The sequence below is a fragment of the Streptomyces sp. NPDC048277 genome (assembly GCF_040652235.1).
GTDB lineage: Bacteria > Actinomycetota > Actinomycetes > Streptomycetales > Streptomycetaceae > Streptomyces.
On the sequence record NZ_JBEZLQ010000009.1, the window covers coordinates 31,032 to 55,387 of the forward strand.

Genomic DNA, 24,356 nt, shown 5'->3' on the forward strand with positions numbered 1-24,356 from the left:
TCACCACTTCCTTCGGTCGCGCGCACCCTCGCCGGGTGTTACGTCGTGCGCGGACAGCAGCTGGTGCAGCAGGTGCTCGTCCTGCGCCGACAGTTCCGACACGAAGCGGGCGAGCACGGCCTCGCGGTCGGCGCCGCCTTCGAGCAGGGAGTGCATGCGTCGGGCGGTGTGGGAAGCCTCGTCGCGGGCGGGGCCGTAGGCGTATCCACGCCCCTCCCGGTGGCGCACGAGCATGCCCTTCTCATGCAGCCGGGTCAGGGTGGTCAGCACCGTTGTGTAGGCCAGGTAGCCCGGCAGTCCCTCCCGGACCTGGCGTGCGGTCAGAGGTCCGCCGGCTGCCCAGAGCGTGGCAAGGACATCGCTCTCCAGCTCGCCGCGCGCCCGCCTGCCGGCTGCCCCTCGGGTCTCTCCGTGCGCGCAGTCCTCCACCGTCCGCCTTCTCTCGTCCGCGTCCGCACAGGCTACCCACGACGGACCCACGCCCGGACGCGGACGGCAGCGGAGCCTTCCGAAAACCGCCCTCCGAGGGCTGAACCAGGGCGGTCTCGTCCGTCCGGCCGCCACAGATACGGCACGGGCAAGGCCGGCTCATCGAGTGCCCGACGGTGGCCGGTCACCACCGGCGAAGAAGTCGAGGTAGGTGCGGGCGAGTTCCTCCGGTGCCTCCAGCGGGATGTTGTGTCCGGCGTTCTCGATGACGGTGCTGCGTACGTCCTTGGCGACCTGCGCCATCTGGTGCCCCGGCTCGGCGCCGAGGTACGCGCGGCCGCCGACCGCCAGCACCGGGCAGGTCAGCCGGTCGGCGAACTGGGGCCGGTTCTGCTCCGCGTCGGTCTCGGTGGCCCGGTAGAGCTCGAAGACGGCGTGGTTCCCGCCCGGTTGTTCGAGGCCGTGCGTGTATTCGTCGGCGTCCGCATCGGTGTACGCGCTGGGAATCGCCATGATCCGGCGCATGAAGTACGTCCAGAACGCCCGTTCCCGGCCCGCGATGAGCAGCTCCGGGTAGTGCGGCAGGGCGAACAGCGTGCGGTGCCAGCCGGTTCGGGGATCCTCGGGCGACAGGGAAGCCAGGTGCGGTACCTCGAGGCCGGGCAACCTGGTCTCCTGGTAGACGAGTTGCACGACCCGCGGCCGGTGGAAGGCCGCGACGGCGTACGCGACGGCGGCGCCCCAGTCCTCGCCCACCACGCGGAACCGCTCGAAGCCCAGCGCCGTCATCACCGCGGCGACATCGCCGGCCAGGGTTCGGGTGTCGTAGCCGGACGGCGGACGCGCGGAGCCTCCGAAGCCGCGGAGGTCGAGCGCGACGACCGTGTGACGGGGCGTGAGCAGCGGGATGACGTGGCGCCAGAAGAACATCGTCTTCGGGACCCCGTGCAGGAGCACGACCGGTTCGCCCGAGCCGGCCAGCGCGTAGTGGAGATCGACTCCGTTCACGGTGTGCCGGCCGTGGCGCAGCCGGGCACCCGTGTGGTCGGTCATTCCGTGCGCTCCGCCGTCGGCCATCCCGGTCTCCTCCACACCTGTCGGGGCCCCAGACCATCACCCGTGGCCGCGGCTCGCACCGGGGTCGGACCCCGGTTCGCCGATCGCGCGGGGGATCTCGTTCCGGGAGGTGATGGCGAGCTTGCGGAACACCTTGTTCATATGGAACTCGACGGTCGACGCGGTGACGAACAACCGTGTCGCGATCTCCCCGTTGGTCAGCCCCGAGGCGGCCATGGCGGCCACCTGCCGTTCCCGCGGTGTGAGATCGAACCGGGTCTTCTCCGTCCGCCTGCGCGCCGTCTCGCCGGTGGCCAGCAGCTCGATGCGGGCCCGCTCGGCGTACGGCACCGCGCCGAAGGCGTCGAAGCCGTCGTACGCGGCGCGCAACTGCTTCCTGGCGTCGGAACGCCGTTTGCAGCGGCGGAGCCACTCGCCGAACAGGAGCCGGGACCGGGCCTGTTCCAGGGCCAGCGGTCCCTGCCCCAGCAGTTCGACCGACTCCTGGTAGAACTTCTCGGCATCGTCGCCGTCGGCCGTCAGCGCCCGGCCGAGGGCGAGGCTGCCCAGTGCCCAGGGAGTTCCGGCGAGCGGGGCGCGTTCCTCCAGCCGGGCCAGGGCTCCGTCCGCGCGGGCCCGGTCGCCGGTGCGCACAGCGGCCTCGATGAGCAGCGGCAGCACGAGGTTGCCGCAGGCCGGGGGGTCCTCCTCGAAAACCGGCCGCGCGTGCTCCAGCGCCTGCCGGTAGCGGCCCCGGCCCAGCTCGAACAGGGTCAGCGCGTGCTGCGCCAGCAGCTGGTGCAGGCCGAGGCCGATGCTCCTCATCTCCGCGGTCCGCCGCACCGCCGCCCGCAGTTCGGCCTCCCGGCCGGTCAGGGCGAGCAGGTGGAGCCGGTTGATGTCGCCGCCGCCGGGGAAGCCGGTGTCGGCCGCGATGTCGTCGAACTCGGCGTAGCGGACCTCCGCCGCCGTGAACCGTCCGTCCCAGAGATCGCAGCGCGCCGCGACGAGCAACGTCATGCTCAACGCGTACAGCGCGCCGCCCTCGCGGTCCGCCGCCGCCAGGCGGTCGGTGATGTCCCGCTCGGCCTGGACGTCCCACAGATCGCCGCAGGCCATGGACACCATCACCGCGAACGGACTGCTCGCGTCCCCGATCGCGCCGCCGCCCCGCACCCCGTCCAGGGCGGTACGCAGCACGGGCACCCCGTGCTCGTAGCCCTCGGCCACGCGCCGGGCCAGCCCCTCCATCAGCAGGTCACGGCCGCGCGCGGCGGGGTCCGGGGCGTGCCGTGCGGCGACGGCGGCCGCCGCGACCTCGGTCAGCGACGTGCCCCGCGTGCGGTCGTGGGCGACCAGCGCGGCGTGCAGCGCCTCGCAGAGCAGTTCCCAGGTCAGCCGCGGGTCCCGTGGGCCGAGCCTGGTCACGGCGTCCATCAGCATCGCGGGGACGTCCGCGACGGCGATCCGGAACATCTGTGCCGTCGCCCGCATCCGCAACTCGCGCGTGCGCATCACCGGGCCCCGGATGTCGGCGCCGGCCAGGTCCAGCGCGGTCCGTGCCGCCGCCGCGTCGCCGGACATCAGATGGGCCTGCGCCGCGTCGAGCAGCCGCTCGGCCCGTTTGTCCGGGTCCCCGGTGAGATCGGCGGCGCGCGACAGGAACAGGGCCTGCTGGGAGTAGCCGCCGCGGGAGCGGGCTCGCTCGGAGGCGGCCTCCAGATCGTCGGCGACGCCGTCGTCGATGCCCTCGGCGGCCTCGGCCCGGTGCCAGGCGCGGCGGTCGGCGTCCCGTACGGCGTGGCAGACGGCGGCCAGTGCCGCGTGCACCCGGCGGCGCTCGCCGGGTTCGGCTCCGGCGTAGACCGTCGAGCGGATCAGGGGGTGCCGGAAGGCCGTCGGCATGTCCCGGCCGAGGATTCCCGCGGCGACCGCCGGCTGGACGGCGCGGGCCGACAGGCCCAGCCGTCCGGCGGCCCGCCACATCATCCCCGTGTCGTCCGAGGGGGCCGCGGCGAGCAGCAGCAACAGGGTTCCGGTCTCGGGCGGCAGGGCTCGGACCAGGCGCTGGAAGTGGCCCTCGATCAGCCGGCTCACCGGCAGCGGATCGGGCAACGGGGCGATACCGGACAGCTGTTCGGCGGCCAGGGCGTCGGCCAGTTGCAGCAGCGCGAGCGGATTGCCGCCGGTGCCCGCGACGATCCGGTCGGCCACCGCCGTGTCCACCCGCCGGGTGCCGGAGGAGAGCAGGGCCTTGGCCTCCGGCTCCGGCAGACCGGTCACGGCGTGCACGGGGAGCGCGTCGAACAGGCCGTTGTCCGCGAGGCCGTCGCGGACGGCGAAGAGCAGGCCCAGGGAGTCGGCGTACAGCCGGCGGGCGGTGAACGCGAGCGCCTCGGCCGACTCCCGGTCCAGCCACTGCGCATCGTCCAGCAGGAACAGCAGGGGCTCTTCGGCGGCGGCCTCGGACAGCAGTGTCAGCGTCGCCAGCCCGACCAGATAGCGGTCCGCGGGCGGTCCCGACACCAGGCCCAGGGCCGCGTCCAGGGCGGCCCGCTGCGGCCCGGGCAGCCGGTCCGCCCGGTTCAGGAACGGCCGTAACAACCGGTGCAGCGCGCCGAAGCCGAGCCCGGTCTCGGTCTCGACCGCGGTCAGCCGGACCACACGGAGTTCAGGGGCCCGGGACGCGGCGTACTCCAGCAGCCGGGTCTTGCCGATCCCTGGTTCGCCGGTCAGGACCAGGACCGCGCCGAGGCCGTCGCGCACCGCGTCGAGCAGTCGTCCTACGGCTTCGCGTTCGGCGTGGCGGCCGACCATCGGCAGCCCGGATGCCTGCTGGACGCCGTACCCCGTCATGGGCCCGCTCCCCCGTTTGTCGATGTCCTGACATGGGGAACGCTAGGAGTCCCGCGCGGGCGGAAGCGAGCGTCATGTGACGGTGGTCAGTGCAGTGCGCTGACCACGGTCCGCAGCTCGGCGCGCGAGACCACGCCCAGCTTGGGGAAGATCCGGTGGAGATGCGAGCTGACGGTACGGTGCGACAGGTAGAGCCGCTGGCCTATCTCGCGGTTGGTCAGCCCGTCGGCGGCGAGCCGGACGATCTGCAGTTCGTGGGCGGTCAGCTGGTCCCGGGCGTCGGGGGCCCGGCGGCGGCTGGTCTCGCCCGCGGCGCGCAGTTCCCGGCGGGCCCGCTCCCCCCAGGGGATCGCGCCGAGCGCGTCGAACATGTCGCGGGCGGCGCGGAGGTGGTCGCGGGACTCGACGCTGCGGCGCCGGCGCCGGAGCCATTCGCCATAGGCGAGGTGGGTACGGGCCCTGATCAGCGGCCAGGCGCCGAGGTCGGCGCTCAACGCGCTCGCGAAGAGCGGGTCGGCGTCCTCGTCGGCGGCCAGCAGCGCCCGGACCAGACGCAGTTCGGCGTGCAGCACCGGCGCGGAGGTCACCGTGGCGACCTGTTCCAGCTCGGCCACGACCGGGAGCACGGCCGCCGCCCGCCCGCAGTGCGTCGCCGCGTCGACCAGGTCGCCCACGGCCGTCAGCCGCAGTGCGACCTGGAACGCGGGATCCGCCGGATCGTGCAGCCGGCGGAAATGGCCGAAGGCCTCCTCGAACCGGCCCGCGCCCAGCGCGGCCAGCCCGCGGGCCGTCGACGCGGTCGCCAGCACCGGACGTGCCCCGGCCGGCAGCCCGATCTCCTCCGCCTCCCCGGCCAGCTCCAGCGCCGCGTCCACCTCACCGCGCAACGCGGCCAGCTTGGCCGCGGTGGCGGTCATCAACGCGTACATCATCGTCTGGCCGGTCTCGCGCGCCAGTCTTCGTGACTCCTCGGTCGCGGCGATCGCCGCCCCGAGGTCGCCGACCACGAGAGCGCTCCAGGCGTCCGCGCCGACCGTCCGGGCCAGCAGCCCCAGGCGCCCCTGGGCACGCAGCGGCGCGCCGCCGGCCGCCGAGAACGCCCGCGCCAGGTCGAAGCCGCCGACGAGGAGCGCGGCGGTGCTGAGCATGCGGTAGGCGCGGCCGTCGTCGCCCTCCTTCAGGGCGACGTGCCGGGCCCGGTCCAGGACGAAGGCGCCGCGGTCGACCGGTGCGGCGTAGGCGCAGATGGCCAGGCGCCACGGATCGAGTTCGTCGAGCTCCATCCGCTCCACCGCCTCCAGGACCGTACGGCGGCCCACCGGGCCCGGGTCGGACCAGAAGCACAGCTGCGCGGCGCTCCACAGGATGCGCAGCGCCAGCGCACGGTCCTCCGCGGCCATCTCCTCGGCGAGTGCCGTCAGGGAGTGGGCGCCGGACGAATGGCTGTGCAGTCCCTCGTCGAAGCTGCCGCGCAGCCAGACGACGGTGGCGTGCTGCCGCCGCGACAGCGGCCCGGTGAGCGCCTGGTCCAGCAGCCGGGTCACGGTCTCGGACCGGCCGAGTTCGACGGCGAAGTCGGCGGCCCGCAGCAGCCGTTCGGCTCGGCGGTCGGCGTCCTCGCTGAGCGCGGCGGCCTGTTCGAGGGCCGTGACGGCCGCCGCGATGCCGCCACGGCGTGCGGCCCGGAGAGCCGCGTCCTCCAGCGCGGCGGCGACCGTCTCGTCCGGGGCGTCGGCCGCGGCCGCCCGGTGGCGCAGCTGCCGGTCCGGGTGTTCGCCGAGCACGTCGGCGAGTGCGGCGTGTGCGGCGTGGCGGACGCCGGTGGGCATCGTCTGGTGGATCGCCGACCGCATCAGCGGATGCCCGAACCGCAGTTCGGTACCGACGACTTGGACGAGCCGGGCGCGCACGGCCGGTTCGAGTTCCGCGGTTCCGGCCGCCCTGCCGGTGAACTGCCGGGTGGCGCGGTAGATCTCGGGGAGCGAGGAGCTGTCGTCGAGGGCCGCGATCCGCAGCAGACCGCGGGTGATGTCGGGCAGGGTCTCCAGCCGGTCGGTGAAGGCCCGTTCGAGCCGCTCGGTGAGCGGCAGTCGGGAGATGTGCGGATCGGCCGACGCGCCGAGGGTGCGGGAGAGCTCGGTCAGGGCCAGGGGGTTTCCGGCGGCCTCGGCCAGCAGCCGGCGGTGCGCGGCCGGCCGTAGCTCCGGGGCGCGGTCCGCCAGGAGTTCCGCGGCCTGGCCGTCCGTGAGCGGGCCCAGGGTGACGGAGGTGAGTTCGTCGGAGTTCAGCCGCGACCGGTAGCCGTCGCGTGCGGCTCCCACGATGACCACCGGCTCCGTGCCGACCCTGCGCGCCACGAAGGCCAGGACGCTGGCGGTGGCGTCGTCGAGCCACTGGACGTCGTCGACCAGGACCAGCACCGGCGCGACCGCGGCCGCGTCGGCCAGCAGGTTGAGTACCGCAAGACCGACCAGGAAGACATCGCGGACACCTGCCTCGGCCTGCCCGAGAGCGGTGTCCAGGGCCTGCCGGTGCGGCGCGGTGAGCTCGGCGGCTCCTGCGGCCAGAGGGCGCAGGACGAGCTGCAGACCGGCATAGGGGATGTCGCTCTCGGCCTCGACACCGCTGGTGCGCAGGACCCGGTGGCCGAGCTCCTCGGCGAGGGCGGCGGTCTCGGCGAGCAACGCCGTCTTCCCGATGCCGGGCGCGCCGCGGACCAGCACCGCGCTCCCGTGGCTCCGCGGCTCGGCCAGCAGCCGGCGCAACAGATCCAGCTGATCGTCCCGACCGATGAGCTCCACGTTCCCCCCATCAGCCGGGTCCCCGGACTCGGTCTGTCTGGAAGGTCAGGGTACTGCGCCGCGGCCGACGGCCCGAACGGGAAACCAGGACAGCGTGGGCTCTCCTTCCGCCTCAGCGCCGGGCGGGTAACTCCATCAGGCTGAGCCTGTTCTCGGTGGCGCTGCCGGGCAGCAGGACCCTGGCCCGGGCGGGGAGGGGCCCTGCGCCCGGGCCTACGGCTGTACGGCCGCGTACGGCTGTACGGCGATCGGCAGGCGCCCGTCAGAGGGCGTCGATCATGCCGCCGTCGATCATGAAGTCCGCGCCGGTGATGTTCCCCGAGCGCCGGCTTGCGAGGTAGAGCACGAGGTCGGCGACCTCGGCGGGGGTGCTGAACCGGCCGGTGGCCGCCGCGCCGGCGGCGTTGCGGGCCACCTCGCCCGGATCGACGCCCAGCGACTGCCCGACGGTGTCGGCGACACCGCCCGCGCCCTGCCACAGCGCGGTCTCGACCGGCCCGGGACTCACCGTGTTGACGCGGACGCCCCGCGGCCCGGCCTGCTTGGACAGGGCCTTGCAGAAGTTCGTCAGCGCCGCCTTGGCGGCGCTGTAGTCGATGACCAGCGGATCGGGCAGCCGGGCGTTGACCGAGGAGACGGTGACGATCCGTCCGTCGCCGCCCGCGATCAGATGGGGCAGCGCGGCACGGGTGGCCCGCACGGCGGCCATGAAGTTGATCGTGAAGGCCCAGTCCCAGTCGGCGTCGGTCACGGCCTGGAAGCCGTCGACCCGCGGATGCACCGCGCCGACGTTGTTCACCAGCACGTCGACGCCGCCGTACATGGCGACCGCTCCCGCCACCAGCGCGGCCGGGGCGTCCGGCTCGGTCAGGTCCAGCTCCGCGACGGTGAGTTCGGCGCCGCCCTTGACCAGGTCGTCAAGGGCGTCGCTACGACTCCTGGAACCCGCGACGACACGGGCGCCCGCTCCGAGGAGGGCCTCGACGACCGCCAGGCCGATCCCGCGCCCCGCCCCGGTGACCACGGCGGTCCGCCCGGCCAGCCCGAGGTCGAACGCGGCGGGTCCGGGGGCGCTCGTCGTCATCGCGCGGCCTCCAGGTTCTGCCGGCCCAGCCAGGCCAGGACCGTCTCGGCGACTTCCTGCCAGCCGTTGTCGATGGTCAGGGAGTGCCCGCGGTCGGGGAAGTTGATGATGTCGGTGACGGCCTCGGAGTGCCGGTACTGCTTGAGGGTGGCACGGGTGACGGTCTCGGGAACGGTGTGGTCCTTGCCGCCCGAGACCAGCAGCAGCGGGCCCCGTCCGGAGTTCCCGGTGGCGACCTTCGCCGGGGAGTGCGGGTTGAAGTTGGCGGAGGCCGCCTCGTAGAGCGGCTTGCCCGGGGCGGGGATGGTCCAGCGTTCGTACAGGGCCGCGGACTCCTCCCCGGAGATCGCGTTGCCGAAGGCGAACCGGAACTGCTCGGCCGTCAGCGACACCGCGCGGCGCTTGTTGGCGGGGTTCCTGAACACCGGGAGCGTGGCCCTGAGCGCCGACAGCGGGAGCGGCAGGACGCCCTTGATCTGCGCGGCGTCGATCGCCACGGCCGCGGCGGCGCGGTCCTGGCCGAGCAGCTTCTGCGCGATCATCCCGCCGAAGGAGTGGCCGATCAGGACGGGCGGCGCGGGCAGTTCGGCGATCAGTGCCGCGTAGTGCTCCACGACGTCGTCGATACCGTGGTCGGCGATGCTCTCCGGGTTCGCCCGGGCCTCCGCCACGGTGGCGGGGTCGCCCGGCCAGCCCGGGGCGGACGGGTCGTAGCCCTCCTGACGGAACAGGTCGACCCATGGCTGCCAGGAGGCGCTGTGCAGCCACAGCCCGTGGATGAAGCAGACGGGGATCGGGGTGGTCATGGCTCAGCCCTCCGGCGTGGCGACGTGGCGTCCCTGCGGTGGTTCACACAACCCGAACCCCGGCGCGTTCGAACCGTGGTGGCACCCCAGTCCTTTCCTTCACGGCCCGGGTGCTCGCGTCCAGATCGTCCATGTACCGGATCTGCAGCGCGCCGGGTCGTCGTCACCGCGACCCCTGGTGCCGAACCGGACAACCTGCTGCCGGCCGCCGCGTTCACCAGGCAGGCCCCGCCTCTGGTGCCGTCCGGGCATACGGCCGGGAAAGCGTCGCACCGTCTTCGATGGACTCGAAAATCGAACACATGATTGAATCCGGTCATGCGATCGTTCCCCGCGGACCTGACCCGGGCACAGCAGGAATGGAGCGCCGCCTACCGGCAGCTCGCCGAGCGGCCGGGCCGTACCGAGCTGCGCCGGCGCCTCTACCGACTGTCGGCTCAGCTGTACTTCCATCCCTACTGGCAGCACCGGCGCCCGAGCCCTGCGGCGTGGTGGGAACTGCGTCACCCGGAACGGTCGGACAGGGCGTGAGGTGAGCAGATTGGTCATAGATGGCAGGGCTCGTGTCGCCGTCTCCTGGAGTGCGGGGCCGTATGTCCTGGATGATCCTGAGGGCATGTCCGGAGCGATTCGGGTGATCGTGCATCCGCCGTCGCCGACGGGGGGCCGGCGCGTGCGCGTGGACGGCGAGATCCTCGGCCTGGCGCACAACGTGGCCGACGTCGCCGAGTTCCTTCGCCGAGCCGGCTTGGAGATCGACCCGGCGGACGTCGCGGAGGCGCCGTGGATCGACTGGCGCGGTGGGGGGCCGGAGCGTTGGGGACCGATGACATGACGGCCCCGGCGCGCGACACCACGCCGGAGCCGTCAGCCGTCGGCCCCGGTGGACCGGCGGTCACCGCCTCGGGTTCATGCCGCGGGCGTCGTCAGTACCGGGGGAACAGCCAAGGCGATCTTGCCCTGCCGTGGTCCTCCCGCGGCGAGTTCATGGGCTCGGGGCGCCTGTGCCAGGGAGAACACCTCCTGCAGGGGAAGGCGGAAGCGACCCTCCTCGAAGAGCGCGGCCGCGGCGGCGAGGCCATGGCGCCCGGTCGGCTCACCGCCCAGTTCGCCGCGCGAAAGGCGGACCCCGTGGTGTGAGGCGGTGAAATCGGCGATTGTGACGACCGAGGCAGCGCTGCCGGTGATCGCGACGAGTTCGGCGAGCGAGCCGGCACCCGCGAGGTCGAGCGCGAGGTCGACCCGGCCGTCGTGAAGCGCGCGGACCCGCTCCGGCAGCCCCTGGCCGTAGACGGTGGGGATCGCGCCGAGCGAGGCGAGGAAGGCCTGGTTCGCCGGGCTGCCCGTTCCGATGACCCGGGCGCCCCGTGCGACGGCCAGCTGCACGGCGACGCTGCCGACACCGCCTGCCGCGCCGTCGATCAGCAGCGTGGTTCCTTCGCGCACGTCCAGCAGGTCGAGCACCCGGGTCGCCGTCTCCACACTCGTACCGCTCGCGCCGGCCTCCTCCCAGGGCATCGACGCCGGTTTCGCCGCCCAGAACGCCAGCACGGCGAACTCCGCGCTCGCCCCGCCGAGCCGTGAGACATCGACCGCGCCGAACACCTCGTCCCCGACCGCGGTACCCGTGACACCCGGACCCACCTCGTCGACGACTCCTGCCGCGTCGACACCCGGGATGTGCGGCAGGGCGAGCTTCTTGCTCGCCGGCGACCGTCCTGCGCGAAGCCCGACATCGACCGGCGAGACCCCGGCGGCCCTGACCCTGACGCGCACTTCCCCCTGTCCCGCGTGCGGCTCGGGGAGCGAGCCCAGGAAAAGCACCTCGGGGGAACCGAATCGGTCGAACTGGACTGCGAACACGAGTACCTCTCCCATATGGAGCGACAACACCGCGCACTACCGTAGGGACGGAAGAGGAACAGCTGTTCCGGATCGCGGGAAAGTGAGAGGCGGGCGCAGCGCATTGACTCGGAAACGCCGTGCGGATGCCGAGCACAACCAAAAGCGCATCGTGGAGGTGGCGCGGACCGCCTTTGCCGCGGACGGGCTGGACCTGCCGGTACGGGAGATCGCCCGGCGCGCGGGGATGGGCGTCGCCACGGTCTACCGGCACTTTCCGTCGCGCGAGGATCTCATCGCCGCCGTGCTCGCCGAGCAGGTCGCGCGGTGCGAGGAGGAGATGCGGGCCGCGCTCGCCGACCCGGATTCCCGGCGCGCGCTGCGCGACACCATCCTCCGCTTCGCCGAACGGCAGGTGCGTGACCGCGGCCTCAACGAAGCACTGCTCGGTTCGCACGCGGCGGGAGCGGCGTTCACCGAACAACGCCGCGCACACGCCGAGGCGTTCGCGGAACTGGTGGAGCGCGCACGACGTGACGGCGCCATCCGCCGAGAGGTATCGGTGGAGGACACACGCATCGCCCTGAGGGCAATCAGCTCCTTTCGGATCCTCCCGGCCGAAAGAGCGTCCTTTGCCATTCCGAGACTGACGGATCTGCTGCTCAACGGGGTACTCGAACTATTCCCGCATACCGGCGACGTCCTTGATGTCCAACGTGAATAATCGTGCGGCCGAGAACATGCGCAAGGGATGCGTGCCGCGGCAGATTCGCCGGCCTTGACCGGCCCGGTCCCGGCGCCGCATCCCGCCGTGGCGGTCACCGGGATCGGCGTCCTCGGCGGCGCGGAACGGCGTGCGCGACCCGCGTCCGCCGAGCGGTGCGCACCGCACCGGCGCGCGGGACCGGCATACCACCCATCCCCAGGCCCGATGACCGGGGACCTTGTACGTCGTTTCGGGCACTTCTTACGCTGCCGAGCAATTCAGTCGGGCCGTTTCGCTCCGTGACCCGGCACCGACTCGCACAGGCTCAAAGGAGAGTCCCCACGATGACCGCAAGACTCGCGGCCGCGGCCACCGCCACGACGCACCGCAACCGCACCGTCCGGATCTCGGGCGCTCTCTGTGCCGCGGCCCTGCTCACCCTCACGGCGGCGGGCTGCAGCAAGAAAAGCTCCGACAGCACGAGCGCCGGCTCCGATTCCTCGTCGTCCTCGTCCTCGTCCTGCGGCACCGTCCCGGCGGCGGAGTTCAGCGACACGGCCGGCCTGGTCAAGGCCCTGGGCGCGGACTACACCTCGGCGTACAGCGGCTACTCCGGCACCGTGCAGAAGAGCGCCTGGGCGAACTGGAAGGGCAAGAAGTCCGGGACGATCACGGTCGGCATCTCCGAGTCCCAGCTGACGAACCCCTACCAGACGCTGATCAACAACGCGCTGCAGAAGTACCTCAAGGCGCAGGGCTACAAGGTCGTCGACCTCGTGTCCACCAACGAGGTCACCAACCAGATCTCGCAGTTCAACCAGCTGATCACCGACAAGGTCGACCTGATCATCTACCAGCCGCTGGCCGCCGGTTTCGAGTCGGTCGTCGACAAGGCCGCCAAGGCCGGCATCCCGTCCATCTCGGTGCTGAACAACGTGGCCGACGCCAACACCGTCAACGTCGTGCCGAACGCCTTCGCGGCGGGCGAGGCGCAGGCCGCCGCCCTGGCGAAGTCGATGGGCGGCAAGGGCGCGATCCTCGGCGTGCACGGCATCAAGGGCGTGCCGATCGACACCGACACCTTCAACGGTGCCAAGGCCGCGCTCGCGAAGTGCTCCGGCATCACCCTGGACGACTCCATCTACACCGACTTCTCGCCCACCACCGCGCAGACCAAGGTCCAGCAGTACCTGGCGGCGAACCCGACCAAGACCATCGGCGGCGTCCTGGAGGGCGGCCCGATGACCACCGGCATCATCTCGGCCTTCCAGAAGTCCAACGTCACCGTCCCGCCGGTCGCCGACAACGGCCTGACCAAGGGCGGAGTGGCGTACTGGGCGGCCAACCAGAGCAGCTACAAGGGCGTCGGCCTGTTCAACCCGGCCGACGGTCTGGCCCAGGCCGTCGTCCAGGTGGCCAAGCACATGCTCGACGGTGACGGGGTCAAAGTCTCGGACATCGTCATCAACCCGCCGCTCGTGACGAGCGACAACCTGTCGAAGTTCTCGAAGTCGAGTTTCAAGACCGGCGACGCCTCCACCATCACGGTGGGCGATGTCGGCCAGACATTCGCGGAGACGAGCTACGTCGACGGCTTCTTCGGCTCGTAGGCAGCAAGTACGTTGAGGGAGCAAGTACGTTGAGCGAGCAGAGCCAGGTGGCCCTCGAAGTCACCGGTCTCGCCAAGTCGTTCGGGGCGACCAGGGCCTTGCGGTCCTGTTCGCTCCGGCTTCTGGCCGGCGAGGTCCATGCCCTGATGGGCGAGAACGGGTCCGGGAAGAGCACCCTGGTCAAGATTCTCACCGGGGTGCACGCCCCGGACTCCGGCGGCTACCAGGTCGCCGGCCGTGCGGTCCGCCTGGGCGGTCCCGCGGCGGCGATCGCGGCCGGTGTGATGGCGGTCTACCAGGAGGTCCTGGTGGTCGGCCCGCGCTCGGTGCTGGAGAACGTCTGGCTCGGCGCCGACGGGGTCTTCCGGCGGAAGATCTCCGAGCCGGACAAGCGGGCCAGGGCCGCCGCCGTACTGGGCGAACTGCTCGGTGAGGTGCCCGACCTGGACACCCCGGTCGAACAGCTCTCGCTGAGCGACCGGCAGGCGTGCGGCATCGCCCGTGCACTGGTCCGCGAGCCCAGGGTGCTGATCCTGGACGAGGCCACCAGCGCGCTCGACGTGGCCACCCGGGACCGGCTCTTCGAGGCCATCGCCCGGCGCAAGGCGGCCGGCATGGCCGTGCTGTTCGTCTCCCACCGCATGGACGAGGTCGACGCGATCTCCGACCGGGTGTCCGTACTGCGCTCGGGCGAGTCGGTGGCCACCCTGGACGCCGACGACGCCACCACGGCCGAGCTGGTGCGCCTGATGACCGGCGCCGAACACCTCACCGACATCCCCGAGGGCGGCGCACTGGCGCATCGCAGCGGCCCCGCCGCCGACGCACCGGTCCTGCTGCGGGTCCGCGGGCTGCGGCTCCGGCCGGACGCCGACCCGGTCGACTTCGAGCTCCGGGCCGGGGAGATGGTCGGCCTGGCCGGCCTCGAGGGCCATGGCCAGGACGCCTTCATCAAGGCGCTGTGGCACGGCCCCGCGGGTGAAGGGTCGGTCGCACGGGTGGAGGTGGGCGGCGAGACCGAGATCCGCTCCGAGCAGCGGGCGGCCGCGGCCGGCATCGGCTACGTACCGCGCGACCGGCGCGGCGAGGCCCTGTTCGGGACGCTCTCCGTCCGGGAGAACTTCTCGGCCGCGACCCAGGACAAGGACACCCGCTTCGGGCTGCTGTCACGGGCGTCCGCGCTGAGCCGGTTCGCGGAGTACCGGTCCGGCCTCAAGGTCCGGATGGGCCGCGAGTCCGACCCCATCACCACCCTGTCCGGCGGCAACCAGCAGAAGGTCGTCATCGCCCGCTGGCTCGCCCGCCGCCCGGACGTGCTCCTGCTCAACGACCCCACCCGGGGCGTGGACATCGGCGCCAAGCGCGACATCTACGCCCTCCTCGACGAGCTGACCGCACGCGGGGTCGCCGTCGTCATGCTCTCGACGGAGGTCGACGAGCACATCGAGCTCATGGACCGTGTCCTCGTCTTCCGCGAGGGCGCGCACTCCACGACCCTCGACCGCAAGGCCCTGACCCGTCAGTCCCTGGTCGCCGCGTTCTTCGGCCGCACGGTCACCTCATCGGTCACCGGCTCCGCCTCCCCGGATGGTGACTCGTGAATGCCCTCGACGTCCTGCGGAGCCTGCTCGGCAAGCGCCCGTACGCGTTCGCCGGACTGCTCGCCCTGGTCCTGCTGGTGGTCAACACCGCCCTCCAGCCGGCGTTCCTGGCCTTCGGCAACTGGGCGGCGGTGCTCGCGTCCTTCGCGCCGCTGGCCGTCGCGGCGATGGCCAGCACCCCGGCGATCCTCTCGGGCGGCGGCGGCATCGACATCTCGATCGGCCCGCTGCTGACCCTGATCGACATCGTCATCGTGGCGAACCTGCTGCCCAACGGCCTCACTTCGCCCTTCGTGGTGATCCCGGCCTGCCTGGCGATCGGCGCGGCGATCGGCGCGGTCAACGGCACCCTCGTGGCCGTACTGCGGTTCCAGCCGGTCGTGGCCACGCTCTGCGCCAACATCGTCATCGGCGGTCTGGCCACCCAGGTGCAGGGCGACACCGTCCCCTCCGGCAGCACCTCGTGGACCAAGGACCTGGCCGGCTCCTTCGGCCCGGTCCCCGGCGCGCTGCTGACCATCGGCGCCCCGCTGCTGATCTGGTGGGGCCTGTCCCGTACGCCGTTCGTCAAGGCGCTGTACGCGGTCGGCGGCGACGACGCCACCGCGTTCTCCGCCGGAGTGAACGTGCCGAAGGTCCGGATCGCCGCGTACGCGCTCGGCGGGATGTACGCGGGCATCGCCGGAATCGCCCTGATGTCCCTCATCAGCGAGGGTGCGGCGAGCATGTCCGCGCAGTACACCCTGCTCGCCATCGCCGCGGTGGCCCTGGGCGGCACCTCGCTGGCCGGCGGCCGGGGCTCCCTGTTCGGCTCGCTGCTCGGCGCGGCGAGCATCTACCTGATCAACAACCTGCTCAACGTGGTGAAGGTGTCCACCCTGTGGTCCACCGCGATCTACGGCGCGATGCTGCTGTTCGCCGTGGTCGTGGGCGCCGTGTTGACCAACGCCCGCAGGAGGGCCGTCGCATGACCACAGACACCGCGGTCGCGGACCCGGCGACGGAAGGCGGCGGGGTTCCCCTCCTCCACACGCTCAACGAGTGGCAGCGCCGCATCCCCCTGCTCCAACTGCTCGCCCTGGTCTCGCTGTACGTCTACGGCCTGAGCACCATCGACGGCTTCGGCTCGCAGCGGGTGCTCTACGCGATCCTCGTCAACGCCTCGCTGCTGGGCCTCGCGGGCGCCGGGCAGACCATCGTCGTCCTGGTGGGCGGGATCGACTTCTCCATCGCGGCGTTCATCTCGGCGGGCAATGTCATCATCGCCGAGCTGTGCGGCACCGACCACTGGTCCACCGGGGCCGCGGTGGCGGTCGCGCTGGCCGTCGGTGTGCTGGGCGGTTTCGTCAACGGACTGCTGTCGTACCGCTTCAAGGTCGAGCCGCTCATCGTGACGCTGGGCGTCAGCGCGCTGCTGTCCGGGCTGGTCCTGAAGTGGATCAACGGCTCCGCCACCGGGGTCGCCCCGGCGTGGCTGGGCAAGCTGACGGCCGCCAACGGCACGACCTTCGGCCTCGGCGTTCCGCCGGTGATCGTCATCTGGGCTGTGGTGGCGATCGTCATCGGCCTGGTGCTCACCCGCACCCGCGCCGGCCGCAACCTGTATCTGACCGGCGTCAACCAGCCCGCCGCGCGGCTGGCCCTGGTGCGGGTCAACCGCACCTGGATCTACGCGTACGTCGCCAGCGCGGTGCTGGCCACCTGCGTGGGTATCCTGCTGGCCGGCTACTCCGGCTCGGGCAACGTCACGATCGGCGACCCCTACCTCTTCCAGTCCCTGGCGGCGGTCATCGTGGGCGGCACCATGTTCGGCGGGCGCGGCGACTACTGGCGTACGGTGCTCGGTGCGCTGGTGCTGTCGGTGGTCGCCCTGCTGCTCAGCGCCAACCAGCTGTCGTCCGCCTCGCAGGACATGATCACCGGCGGGCTGATCCTGCTCGTCGTCGGGCTCTACGGCCGGGAACGGCGCCTGCGCGACCGCATCTGAACCATCCGGGGCCCGCACAGGGAGCCGGCCGACAGCGCGATGCCGCCGGCCGGCTCCGCCGCGTGGACGACCTCGGCGGGAGGGCGCAGGACCCTACAGCCCGTCGTCCGCCATCCCGAGTCCCGTCAGCGCGCCCACCGGGTCCAGGTCCGGGGTGCCTCTGGGCCACCAGTCGTCGTGGCCCGGCTCGGACTCGTAGGCGTACCACAGGCCGTCGCGGCCGAGACGGAGCTGGACATGGCCGCCCGGGTGGGTGAGGTGGTTGTGCCAGGGCCGGAAGACCGGGAGGTCGGCGGCGAGGAGCAGCGGTCTGGCACGGTCGAAGCGGCCGGCCGGCGGATCCCACGGCTCTTCGAGTACGGCGAGTCCCTCGACCCCGCCCTGGCGCCAGGCGGCGACCGCGCGGGCCAGGTCGCCCGGGGTACGGCCGACGGCGTCGGCGAGGGTCGCGTAGAGGGCACGGGTGGACGCGGTGAGGCCGGAGCCGGGCCGGGCCGCGGCGAGCCGCACCGCGTCCTGCCAGAGGGTCAGTTCGCCGACCGGGTCGCGTCCGGTGGCGAGCAGGGCGTGGGCGCGGGCGGCGGCATCGGTGGCGAGCTGGTCCAGCGCGAAGGGGTCCGGGCCGCCGGGCACCGCCGGATAGACCGGAGGCTGCTCGGGGTGCGGCGGAACCGGCAACGGGGCTGGCAGCGGCGGGAGTTGCCGCGGCACGAGGACCTCGGTGGCCCGGACGCCGGGCAGGGCCGTCGGCTGCCGCTCCCGCGCGGCCCGGGCGGCATTGCGCCGGGACAGCGCGTCGAGCACCTCGCGCTCACCGCGTCCGCGCAGCAGAAGCAGCACGAACGGGTCGGCGTCCAGCAGCCGCGCGGTCTGGTAGCAGAGGGCGGCCGCGTGCTTGCAGGGGTGCCCGAAGTCCGGGCAGCTGCACCGGGGTTCGAGCTCACCGGGCCCGGGCAGCAGCGCGACCCCGCTGTCGGCGAGCGCCTGCGGCAGCTCCTTGTCGAGCAGGGCCGCGATGTCCCCCGGCCGGTCGGCGGCGGCCTCCAGGAAGCGCTCCCACTCGTCCTCGCCGAAGGTGCGCAGCCGGACCTGCACGCGGTACGGCCGGGGCCGGCTGCCCTGCACATACGCCAGGACCAGTCCAGGGGTCACGGTGATGGCGTCCACCTGCCCCCGCTCGGCGTAACTCCGGCCCCGCACCAGCCGCTTGACGTCCAACGCGCCCTCTTCGAGCGCCCGGACCCAGGCGTTGCCCCACCAGGTCTCGGCGAACCCGGGACCGGAGCCGCCGGCCCGGACCGGGAGGGCGGCGAAGGTACGGCGGAGTTCGCTGTCGCGGTGCGGGGTGGCCATGGTGCGAGGGAGACGGGGGGTGGTGGGGATGTCCGGGGCGGGGTGGTGAGGGGCTGCGGTCGGGGTGTCGGTCTCCGGGTGCCGGGAGGGGGTGGCCGACGTGGGGCCGAGCGGCTCGTCGTTCTGGGGCCCCGTCGCGGACTGCTCGACGGGGTGTCCGGGGAATGGGGAGGCGGGGGTGCCCGTCGTCGTGCCGCCGACGGAGGTGCGGCCGCGCGCCCGCGACTGCGCGGGGGCACCGGCTGCCCTCGCCCCGGTCGTCCGCGGAAGGTCCTCGGAGCGCCGGGGTCCGGTGGCAGGCCCGTGATCCGTCGGGCCCGGGTACGCGGATGCCGGGGCGTGCGTGTGTGCCGGACCCGTCACCCGGGGAAGCCTCCCGCCCACGGCCCGCTCGTCGTCGACGAGTCCGGCCGGGGTTCCCTGGCCTGCGCGGTTGTCTGACTGTTCGGGCGCCGCCGGCTCGTCCTCGTCGGGGGGCATCCGGAACGCGGTCGCCAGGAACTGCTTCAGATCACGGGCGGTGCGATGACGCGTCGCGGCTGCCGAGGCCGGCGACGGCAGCGGGCGCGCCGCACGGGCCGGAGCCGCCGCGGCCGCCTCTGCCGCGGCCGCCGCGGCCCGCCGCCGCTCCTCACGCGCCGCACGCAACGCCTCCCGGGCGATGTCACCGGGACGACCGCCGACACGGGAGGAGGCAGCGCCGACGTCGGTCCGGTCTGCATCCGGACCGGTCCGGTCGGCGTCCAAGCCGGGCCGGTCGGCATCCGAGCCGGTCCGGTTGACGCCGGAGTCGATCCGATCAGCGCCGGAGTCGGTCCGGATGCCGCCCAGGGCGGGCCGCTCGACGCCGGACTCGGTCCGGATGCCGCCCGAGCCGGTCCAGTCGACGCCGGACTCGGTCCGGATGCCACCCCGGCCGAGCCGGTCGGTGTCGACCTTGTTCGGACCGGAGCCGGAGTCCGAGCCGGAACCGGAGCCGGAACCGGAGTCGGCGGCCCCGTTCTCCGTGTCCTTCGCGGCGGCAGCCGCCCGCAGCGCCAGCCGCGCGGCGTCACCCGGCCTGGGCACCCGCTCCCGGGAGGCGACGCCCGCTGTTCCCCGCACCCGCGAGTCGACGCCAGGCACAGGTGCCCCGAACTCGGCCGCGCCCTGCGCCTGTTCTCCGGTCTCGGCCGCCCCCTGCGCCGATTCCCCGGTCTCGGCCGCGCCCTGCGCGCGCTCCGCCAAGCCCTCGGCCGGTGCCGTCGGCGTGTCCTCGGTCGGGGTCGGCCCATCGCCCCCGGTCTCCGCCCCGCGCTCCCGCGCCGCCCGCAACGCCCGCCGTGCCGCGTCGCCCGGTCGCTGCTCGCCCCCGCTCATGACGTCCTCCGCAACGACACCAGGTCGGACAGCTCCCGGTCCGTCAGCTCGGTCAGCGCTGCCTCGCCGGAGCCGAGGATCGCGTCGGCGAGGGCGCGCTTGGCCTCCAGCATCTCGGCGATGCGGTCCTCGACGGTGCCCTCGGTGACCAGGCGGTGGACCTGGACCGGCTGGGTCTGCCCGATGCGGTACGCGCGGTCGGTGGCCTGTTCCTCGACCGCCGGGTTCCACCAGCGGTCGAAGTGGACGACATGACCCGCGCGGGTGAGGTTGAGGCCGGTGCCCGCCGCCTTCAGGGACAGCACGAGGACCGGGGTCGCGCCGGCCTGGAAGCGGTCGACCATGCGCTCCCGCTCCGGGACCGGTGTGCCGCCGTGCAGGAGGTCGACCGGGACCGCGCGGGCCTGGAGGTGCGCGGTGATCATGCGGGCCATGCCGACGTACTGGGTGAAGACCAGGGCCGAGCCGTCCTCGGCGAGGACGGTGTCCAGCAGTTCGTCGAGCAGGGTGAGCTTGCCGGAGCGGGCGGCCAGGCCCTCGGCGCGGGACTCCTCCTTCAGGTACAGCGCGGGGTGGTCGCAGATCTGCTTCAGGGCGCCCAGGAGCTTGAGCACCAGGCCCCGGCGCGCGATGCCCTCGGCGGTCTCGATGGCGAGCAGCGACTCGCGGACCACCGCCTCGTACAGCGCGGCCTGTTCACGGGTGAGCGGGACGGGGTGGTCGGTCTCGGTCTTGGGCGGCAGTTCGGGGACGATGCCCGGGTCGGACTTCTTGCGGCGCAGCAGGAAGGGGCGGACCAGGCGGGCGAGCCGGGTCACCGCCTCCTCGTCCTCGCCGTTCTCGACGGCACGCGCGTGCCGGGCGCGGAACGACTTCAGGGGGCCGAGGAGTCCGGGGGTGGTCCAGTCGAGCAGGGCCCAGAGTTCGGAGAGGTTGTTCTCCACGGGCGTGCCGGTGAGGGCCACGCGCGCGGGGGACGGGATCGTGCGCAGCGCCTTGGCGGTGGCCGAGTAGGGGTTCTTGACGTGCTGTGCCTCGTCGGCGACGACCATGCCCCAGGGCTGTTCGGCGAGCCTGGTCGCCGTGGCGCGCATGGTGCCGTAGGTCGTGAGGACGAAACCGCCGTCGAGGCCGTCCAGGCTGCGGTCGGGGCCGTGGAAGCGGCGGACCGGGACGCCGGGCGCGAACCGGGCGATCTCCCGCTGCCAGTTGCCCAGCAGGGAGGCCGGGCAGACCACCAGGGTCGGTTCGGTGCGCGCCCGCTTCAGATGCAGCGCGATGACGGTGATCGTCTTGCCGAGCCCCATGTCGTCGGCGAGGCAGCCGCCGAGGCCGAGTGAGGTCATCAGGTCGAGCCAGGCCAGTCCGCGCAGCTGGTAGTCGCGCAGGGTGGCGTGCAGACCGGTGGGCGGTTCGGCGGGGCTCAGCCCGGCGGTGAGGCGGTCGCGCAGGGCCGCGAGGATCCCGACGGGGACGGCCTCCACGGTCTCGCCGTCCACCTCGGCCTCGCCGGTGAGCGCGACGGAGAGCGCGTCGACCGGGTCGAGCAGGCCCAGTTCGCGTTTGCGGGCCTTGCGGACCAGCGCCGGGTCGACGAGCACCCAGCGGTCCCGCAGCCGTACGACCGGACGGTGGGCCTCCGCGAGGGCGTCCATCTCGGCCTCGCTGAGCGGGTCGCCGCCGATCGCCAGCTGCCAGCGGAACTGGAGCAGTTCCTCGCTCTCGAAGAAGCCCGTGCCGTCGGTCGCCGAGCCCGGGGCGGGCCGGACCACGGCCGCGGCCGTCAGGTCCTGTGCCAGGTCCCGGGGCCAGTGCACGGCGACCCCGGCCGCCACGAGCCTGGTCGCCGCCACCCCGAGCAGCTCCCCCAGTTCCTCCTCGGAGAGCGCGAGTACGTCGGGCACGTCCTGGTCCGCCAGCCGGTCCAGCGGCGGCCACACCCGCGCGGCCCGGCGCACGGCCAGCGCCGCGTCCACGCGCGCGGGGGGCCCGAAGGCGGCGTCGGACTGCCCCGCCCACAGCGCCACCGCGTCGGTGACCAGGGTCGGGTCGGCCAGGCTGTGCACCTGGACGATCGCCGCTCCCGCGCGGGGCGCGCCCTCCGCGTCGTCGAACAGGTCGTACGCCGACAGGTCCAGGCGCAGCGAGATCCGTACGCCCGCGTCCATACCGGCGGCGACCTCCGCGGCCCACTCGTGCGCGTCCGGCAGCCGCTGGGGCTCACGGGCGGCGAACGGCCGGCCCGAGGTGTGGGGCGCGGCCGGGGTGCGGGGCAGGGTGTCGGCGACGGCGTCCAGGAAGGAGCGGATCAGCGCCTCGGGCTGGGGCAGCATGAGCGGGCCGGGGCCGGGCAGCGGGACGGCGTGGCCCTCGGCGGGGAGGGCGGCCGCCACCGCGCGCAGGTGGGCGATGTCGGCGGGCTCCAGGGGGCCGGCCCGCCAGGCGTCGTGCCCGGCCGGGGTCAGGCCGGGCAGCAGCCGGCCGCGGGCGGCGAGCCGCAGGGCGTGCTGGGCGGCGGCGCCCCAGCAGGCGGTGGCGGGGTGGGCGGCCGGATCGCGCCGGGCCCGGACGAGCAGCGGGAGTGCCTCGGCGATCGGCAGGGTCAGCGCGGGCACCTGCCGGCGTCGCACACCGGCGCCGTGCCGTCGTACGACCGTCAGGTCCTCGGTCGTGACGGTCGCGGCGGTTGTCGAGGCCACAGCGGTCCCGGAGGCCAAGGCGGTCGCGGAGACGGGCAGCGGGTCCCCCTCGGGGTCCCAGAAGGCGATCCGGCCCTGGCGCGGGAGATCGGCGGGCAGATAGACCGCGGCCAGGCGTACGGGCACGCCGCCGGGGATCTCGGTCACCGTGCCGCCGCTCATACGTTCTGCCACCTCCCGCCCACCTGTCGGATCAGACGTCTTCGACTGTACGGGCGGGGTCTGACAATCGGCCCCGGCCACCGGCCGGGACCCGTCGTCACGGCACGGTGCGCGAGACGACGTAGATCATCGGATAGTTCGGGTCGGCCGTGTTCACGACCACGTCCTGGGTGGGCGCCGGGTTCTTCTGGGTGTGCGTCAGGCCCGACCAGGCTCCGGGGCCGGTGAACTTCCAGCCGGTGATCTTCTGGTCGCGGGTGCTGATGCTGATGTCGCCCTTCTTGAGGTCGTCCTGGTTGACGCCCATGCCCTCCAGGAAGCTGTCCAGGCCGGCGCTGTTGGTGCGGAACTGGACGTAGAGACGGCTGGTCTTCCAGTTGTTCGTCTCGTAGTAGGCGATCCGGTCGGCCGGGTGCGGGACCGGCACCTGGTAGAGGCGCCGCTGCACCTTGGACGGCCAGCCCTCGGCGAGGCCGGTCGCCGAGTACTTGGACTCCTTGTCCTTGCCGCTGTTGCGGCTCTGGTTGGCGGAGATCACCAGATAGCCGGCCGGCACGCCGATGAGCAGCACGATGATCAGCAGCGTCAGCGTCCGGCGCCGCGCCTTGTGGCCCGGGGTCTCGGGCGGGCGCCGCGGTCCGTCCGGGGGCGCGGCCTGGTGGGGCAGTGAAGCGATCATGCGGTGTCCCGGGTACGGCGGGCCTCCGCGTACCGCTCGTAGCGCTCGTACCGTTCGACCCGGCGCCGGTTGGCGCGCCGGAACCGGCGGGCGACCAGCCGGGCGAGGTCGGCGGCGCCGACCATGCCGGCCTCGGGGCCCAGCTGGGCACGCGCGATCCGGGCCTCGGGGCGGTAGCCGCGGCCGGTCAGCTGGCGCTTGAACGCATCCCTCGCGGGGCCGATCAGCAGGTCGTCGGCGGCGCTCACGCCGCCGCCGATCACGAAGCAGGACGGGTCGAGGGCCGCGGCGAGGTTGGCGATGCCGACGCCGAGCCACTGGCCGATGTCCTGAAGCAGCTCGATGCACATGGCGTCGCCCTCGCGGGCCAGCTCCGTGATCATCGGGCCGGTGATGTCGTCGATGTTGCCCTTGACGTGCTCGATGATCCCGTACGCCACCGGGGAGTCGGCCGCCGCCAGCTCCTTGGCCTCGCGGACCAGCGCGTTGCCGGAGCTGTACTGCTCCCAGCAGCCGCGGTTGCCGCACGGGCAGCGGTGACCGCCGGGCACGACCTGCATATGGCCGAACTCGCCGGCGACGCCGTACTTGCCGCGCTTGACCTGGCCGTCCTCCAGGATCGCGCCGCCGATGCCGGTGCCGAGCGTGATCATGACCAGGTGGTCCTCGCCGCGGCCGGCGCCGAAGCGCCACTCGGCCCAGGCGGCGGCGTTGGCGTCGTTGTCGACCAGGACGGGCACGGCGAGCCGGCCGGCCAGCCGGTCCCGCAGGGGCTCGTTGCGCCAGGACAGGTGAGGCGCGAACAGCACGCGGTTGCGGTCGGCGTCGACCCAGCCGGCGGCGCCGATGCCCACCGCGTGCACGTCGTGCCGGTCGGACAGGTCCAGGACCAGTTCGACGATCGTGTCCTCGACGACCTTCGGGCTCTTGGACTTGTCCGGGGTCTCCGTGCGGAGCTTCTCCAGGATGTTGCCGTCGGCGTCCACGACGCCCGCCATGACCTTGGTGCCGCCGATGTCGATGCCCACCGTCGGCACACGCGGGGCCGTCAGGTGGGACCGGCGTTCCCTGGTGCCGACGGTTCGAAGGACCGGGGCACGGCGGGAGCCGATGGGAGCGGTGAGGTCGCGGTAGGTGCTCATCGGGCCTGATTCTGCCTCACCGTGCGCGTGAGTGCCGTTCGGGGGAGATAAGGAGACTATGGCGCCGTTGCCGGGTGCGAGTGCGTTGTGGCAGGTCGCGTGGAGAGCGCCCCCGCCGCCGCGATGCCCACCCGCCCCGAAAGCCTCGGTATCGAACAGGGGGTACACCCCTTACATCGGCGGG

At 73.2% G+C, this 24,356-nt stretch carries 18 protein-coding genes; 7 read left to right on the forward strand and 11 right to left on the reverse strand.

What is annotated here, in order from left to right:
- The 6 genes from AB0D85_RS20540 to AB0D85_RS20565 all read right to left on the reverse strand — a co-directional run bounded on the left by AB0D85_RS20540 (position 1) and on the right by AB0D85_RS20565 (position 9,032).
- Positions 1–429 carry a BlaI/MecI/CopY family transcriptional regulator gene (locus AB0D85_RS20540; protein WP_362322035.1) on the reverse strand — a complete coding sequence of 143 codons (429 nt, stop codon included), beginning with the start codon at positions 427–429 and terminating at the stop codon, positions 1–3.
- Between the two features lie 159 nt (positions 430–588).
- Entirely contained in the window at positions 589–1,506 is a 918-nt protein-coding gene (locus tag AB0D85_RS20545; RefSeq protein WP_362322037.1) for an alpha/beta hydrolase, read from the reverse strand.
- 36 nt (positions 1,507–1,542) lie between these two features.
- The gene (locus AB0D85_RS20550) at positions 1,543–4,341 is read right to left on the reverse strand and encodes an AAA family ATPase (protein WP_362322039.1); all 2,799 of its coding nucleotides are present in this window, start codon (positions 4,339–4,341) and stop codon (positions 1,543–1,545) included.
- 86 nt (positions 4,342–4,427) lie between these two features.
- Positions 4,428–7,142 carry an AAA family ATPase gene (locus AB0D85_RS20555; protein ID WP_362322041.1) on the reverse strand — a complete coding sequence of 905 codons (2,715 nt, stop codon included), beginning with the start codon at positions 7,140–7,142 and terminating at the stop codon, positions 4,428–4,430.
- A 262-nt stretch (positions 7,143–7,404) separates the two neighbouring features.
- A complete protein-coding gene (locus tag AB0D85_RS20560; RefSeq protein ID WP_362322043.1) occupies positions 7,405–8,226 on the reverse strand; it encodes an SDR family NAD(P)-dependent oxidoreductase in 822 nt (273 codons plus the stop codon).
- Entirely contained in the window at positions 8,223–9,032 is an 810-nt protein-coding gene (locus AB0D85_RS20565; protein ID WP_362322045.1) for an alpha/beta fold hydrolase, read from the reverse strand. The genes AB0D85_RS20560 and AB0D85_RS20565 overlap by 4 nt, the downstream gene beginning before the upstream one ends.
- 318 nt (positions 9,033–9,350) lie before the next feature.
- Between AB0D85_RS20565 and AB0D85_RS20570 the strand changes: the two genes are divergently transcribed.
- Complete coding sequence (locus AB0D85_RS20570) at positions 9,351–9,563, forward strand: hypothetical protein (RefSeq protein ID WP_362322047.1); 213 nt, start codon at positions 9,351–9,353, stop codon at positions 9,561–9,563.
- A gap of 85 nt (positions 9,564–9,648) precedes the next feature.
- Positions 9,649–9,867: a hypothetical protein gene (locus tag AB0D85_RS20575; protein WP_362322049.1), complete on the forward strand. Its 219-nt coding sequence runs from the start codon at positions 9,649–9,651 to the stop codon at positions 9,865–9,867.
- Positions 9,868–9,941: 74 nt separating this feature from the next.
- On the opposite strand, the gene AB0D85_RS20580 is transcribed toward AB0D85_RS20575, so the two are convergent.
- Entirely contained in the window at positions 9,942–10,895 is a 954-nt protein-coding gene (locus AB0D85_RS20580) for an NADP-dependent oxidoreductase (protein ID WP_362322051.1), read from the reverse strand.
- Positions 10,896–11,046: 151 nt separating this feature from the next.
- On the opposite strand from AB0D85_RS20580, the gene AB0D85_RS20585 reads away from it, so the two are divergent.
- The 5 genes from AB0D85_RS20585 (at position 11,047) to AB0D85_RS20605 (ending at position 16,778) form a co-directional block, all read left to right on the forward strand.
- The gene (locus AB0D85_RS20585) at positions 11,047–11,598 is read left to right on the forward strand and encodes a helix-turn-helix domain-containing protein (protein WP_362322053.1); all 552 of its coding nucleotides are present in this window, start codon (positions 11,047–11,049) and stop codon (positions 11,596–11,598) included.
- A 326-nt stretch (positions 11,599–11,924) separates the two neighbouring features.
- Positions 11,925–13,190: a substrate-binding domain-containing protein gene (locus tag AB0D85_RS20590; protein ID WP_362322056.1), complete on the forward strand. Its 1,266-nt coding sequence runs from the start codon at positions 11,925–11,927 to the stop codon at positions 13,188–13,190.
- Between the two features lie 29 nt (positions 13,191–13,219).
- Positions 13,220–14,791, forward strand: a complete 1,572-nt coding sequence (locus AB0D85_RS20595; protein ID WP_362322058.1) for a sugar ABC transporter ATP-binding protein — start codon at positions 13,220–13,222, stop codon at positions 14,789–14,791.
- Positions 14,788–15,762, forward strand: a complete 975-nt coding sequence (locus AB0D85_RS20600) for an ABC transporter permease (protein ID WP_362322060.1) — start codon at positions 14,788–14,790, stop codon at positions 15,760–15,762. The genes AB0D85_RS20595 and AB0D85_RS20600 overlap by 4 nt, the downstream gene beginning before the upstream one ends.
- Positions 15,759–16,778 carry an ABC transporter permease gene (locus AB0D85_RS20605; RefSeq protein WP_362322062.1) on the forward strand — a complete coding sequence of 340 codons (1,020 nt, stop codon included), beginning with the start codon at positions 15,759–15,761 and terminating at the stop codon, positions 16,776–16,778. Before AB0D85_RS20600 ends, AB0D85_RS20605 begins: the two co-directional genes overlap by 4 nt.
- A 93-nt stretch (positions 16,779–16,871) precedes the next feature.
- Here the strand turns inward: AB0D85_RS20605 and AB0D85_RS20610 are convergent, their stop codons facing one another.
- The 4 genes from AB0D85_RS20610 to AB0D85_RS20625 all read right to left on the reverse strand — a co-directional run bounded on the left by AB0D85_RS20610 (position 16,872) and on the right by AB0D85_RS20625 (position 24,172).
- On the reverse strand, positions 16,872–19,490 hold the full coding sequence (locus AB0D85_RS20610) for an SWIM zinc finger family protein (RefSeq protein WP_362322064.1): 2,619 nt from the start codon (positions 19,488–19,490) through the stop codon (positions 16,872–16,874).
- Entirely contained in the window at positions 19,487–22,351 is a 2,865-nt protein-coding gene (locus AB0D85_RS20615) for a DEAD/DEAH box helicase (protein WP_362322594.1), read from the reverse strand. Before AB0D85_RS20615 ends, AB0D85_RS20610 begins: the two co-directional genes overlap by 4 nt.
- 97 nt (positions 22,352–22,448) lie before the next feature.
- Complete coding sequence (locus tag AB0D85_RS20620) at positions 22,449–23,030, reverse strand: sugar kinase (protein ID WP_362322066.1); 582 nt, start codon at positions 23,028–23,030, stop codon at positions 22,449–22,451.
- Entirely contained in the window at positions 23,027–24,172 is a 1,146-nt protein-coding gene (locus AB0D85_RS20625) for an ROK family glucokinase (RefSeq protein ID WP_362322068.1), read from the reverse strand. Before AB0D85_RS20625 ends, AB0D85_RS20620 begins: the two co-directional genes overlap by 4 nt.
- Positions 24,173–24,356 lie beyond the last annotated feature (184 nt).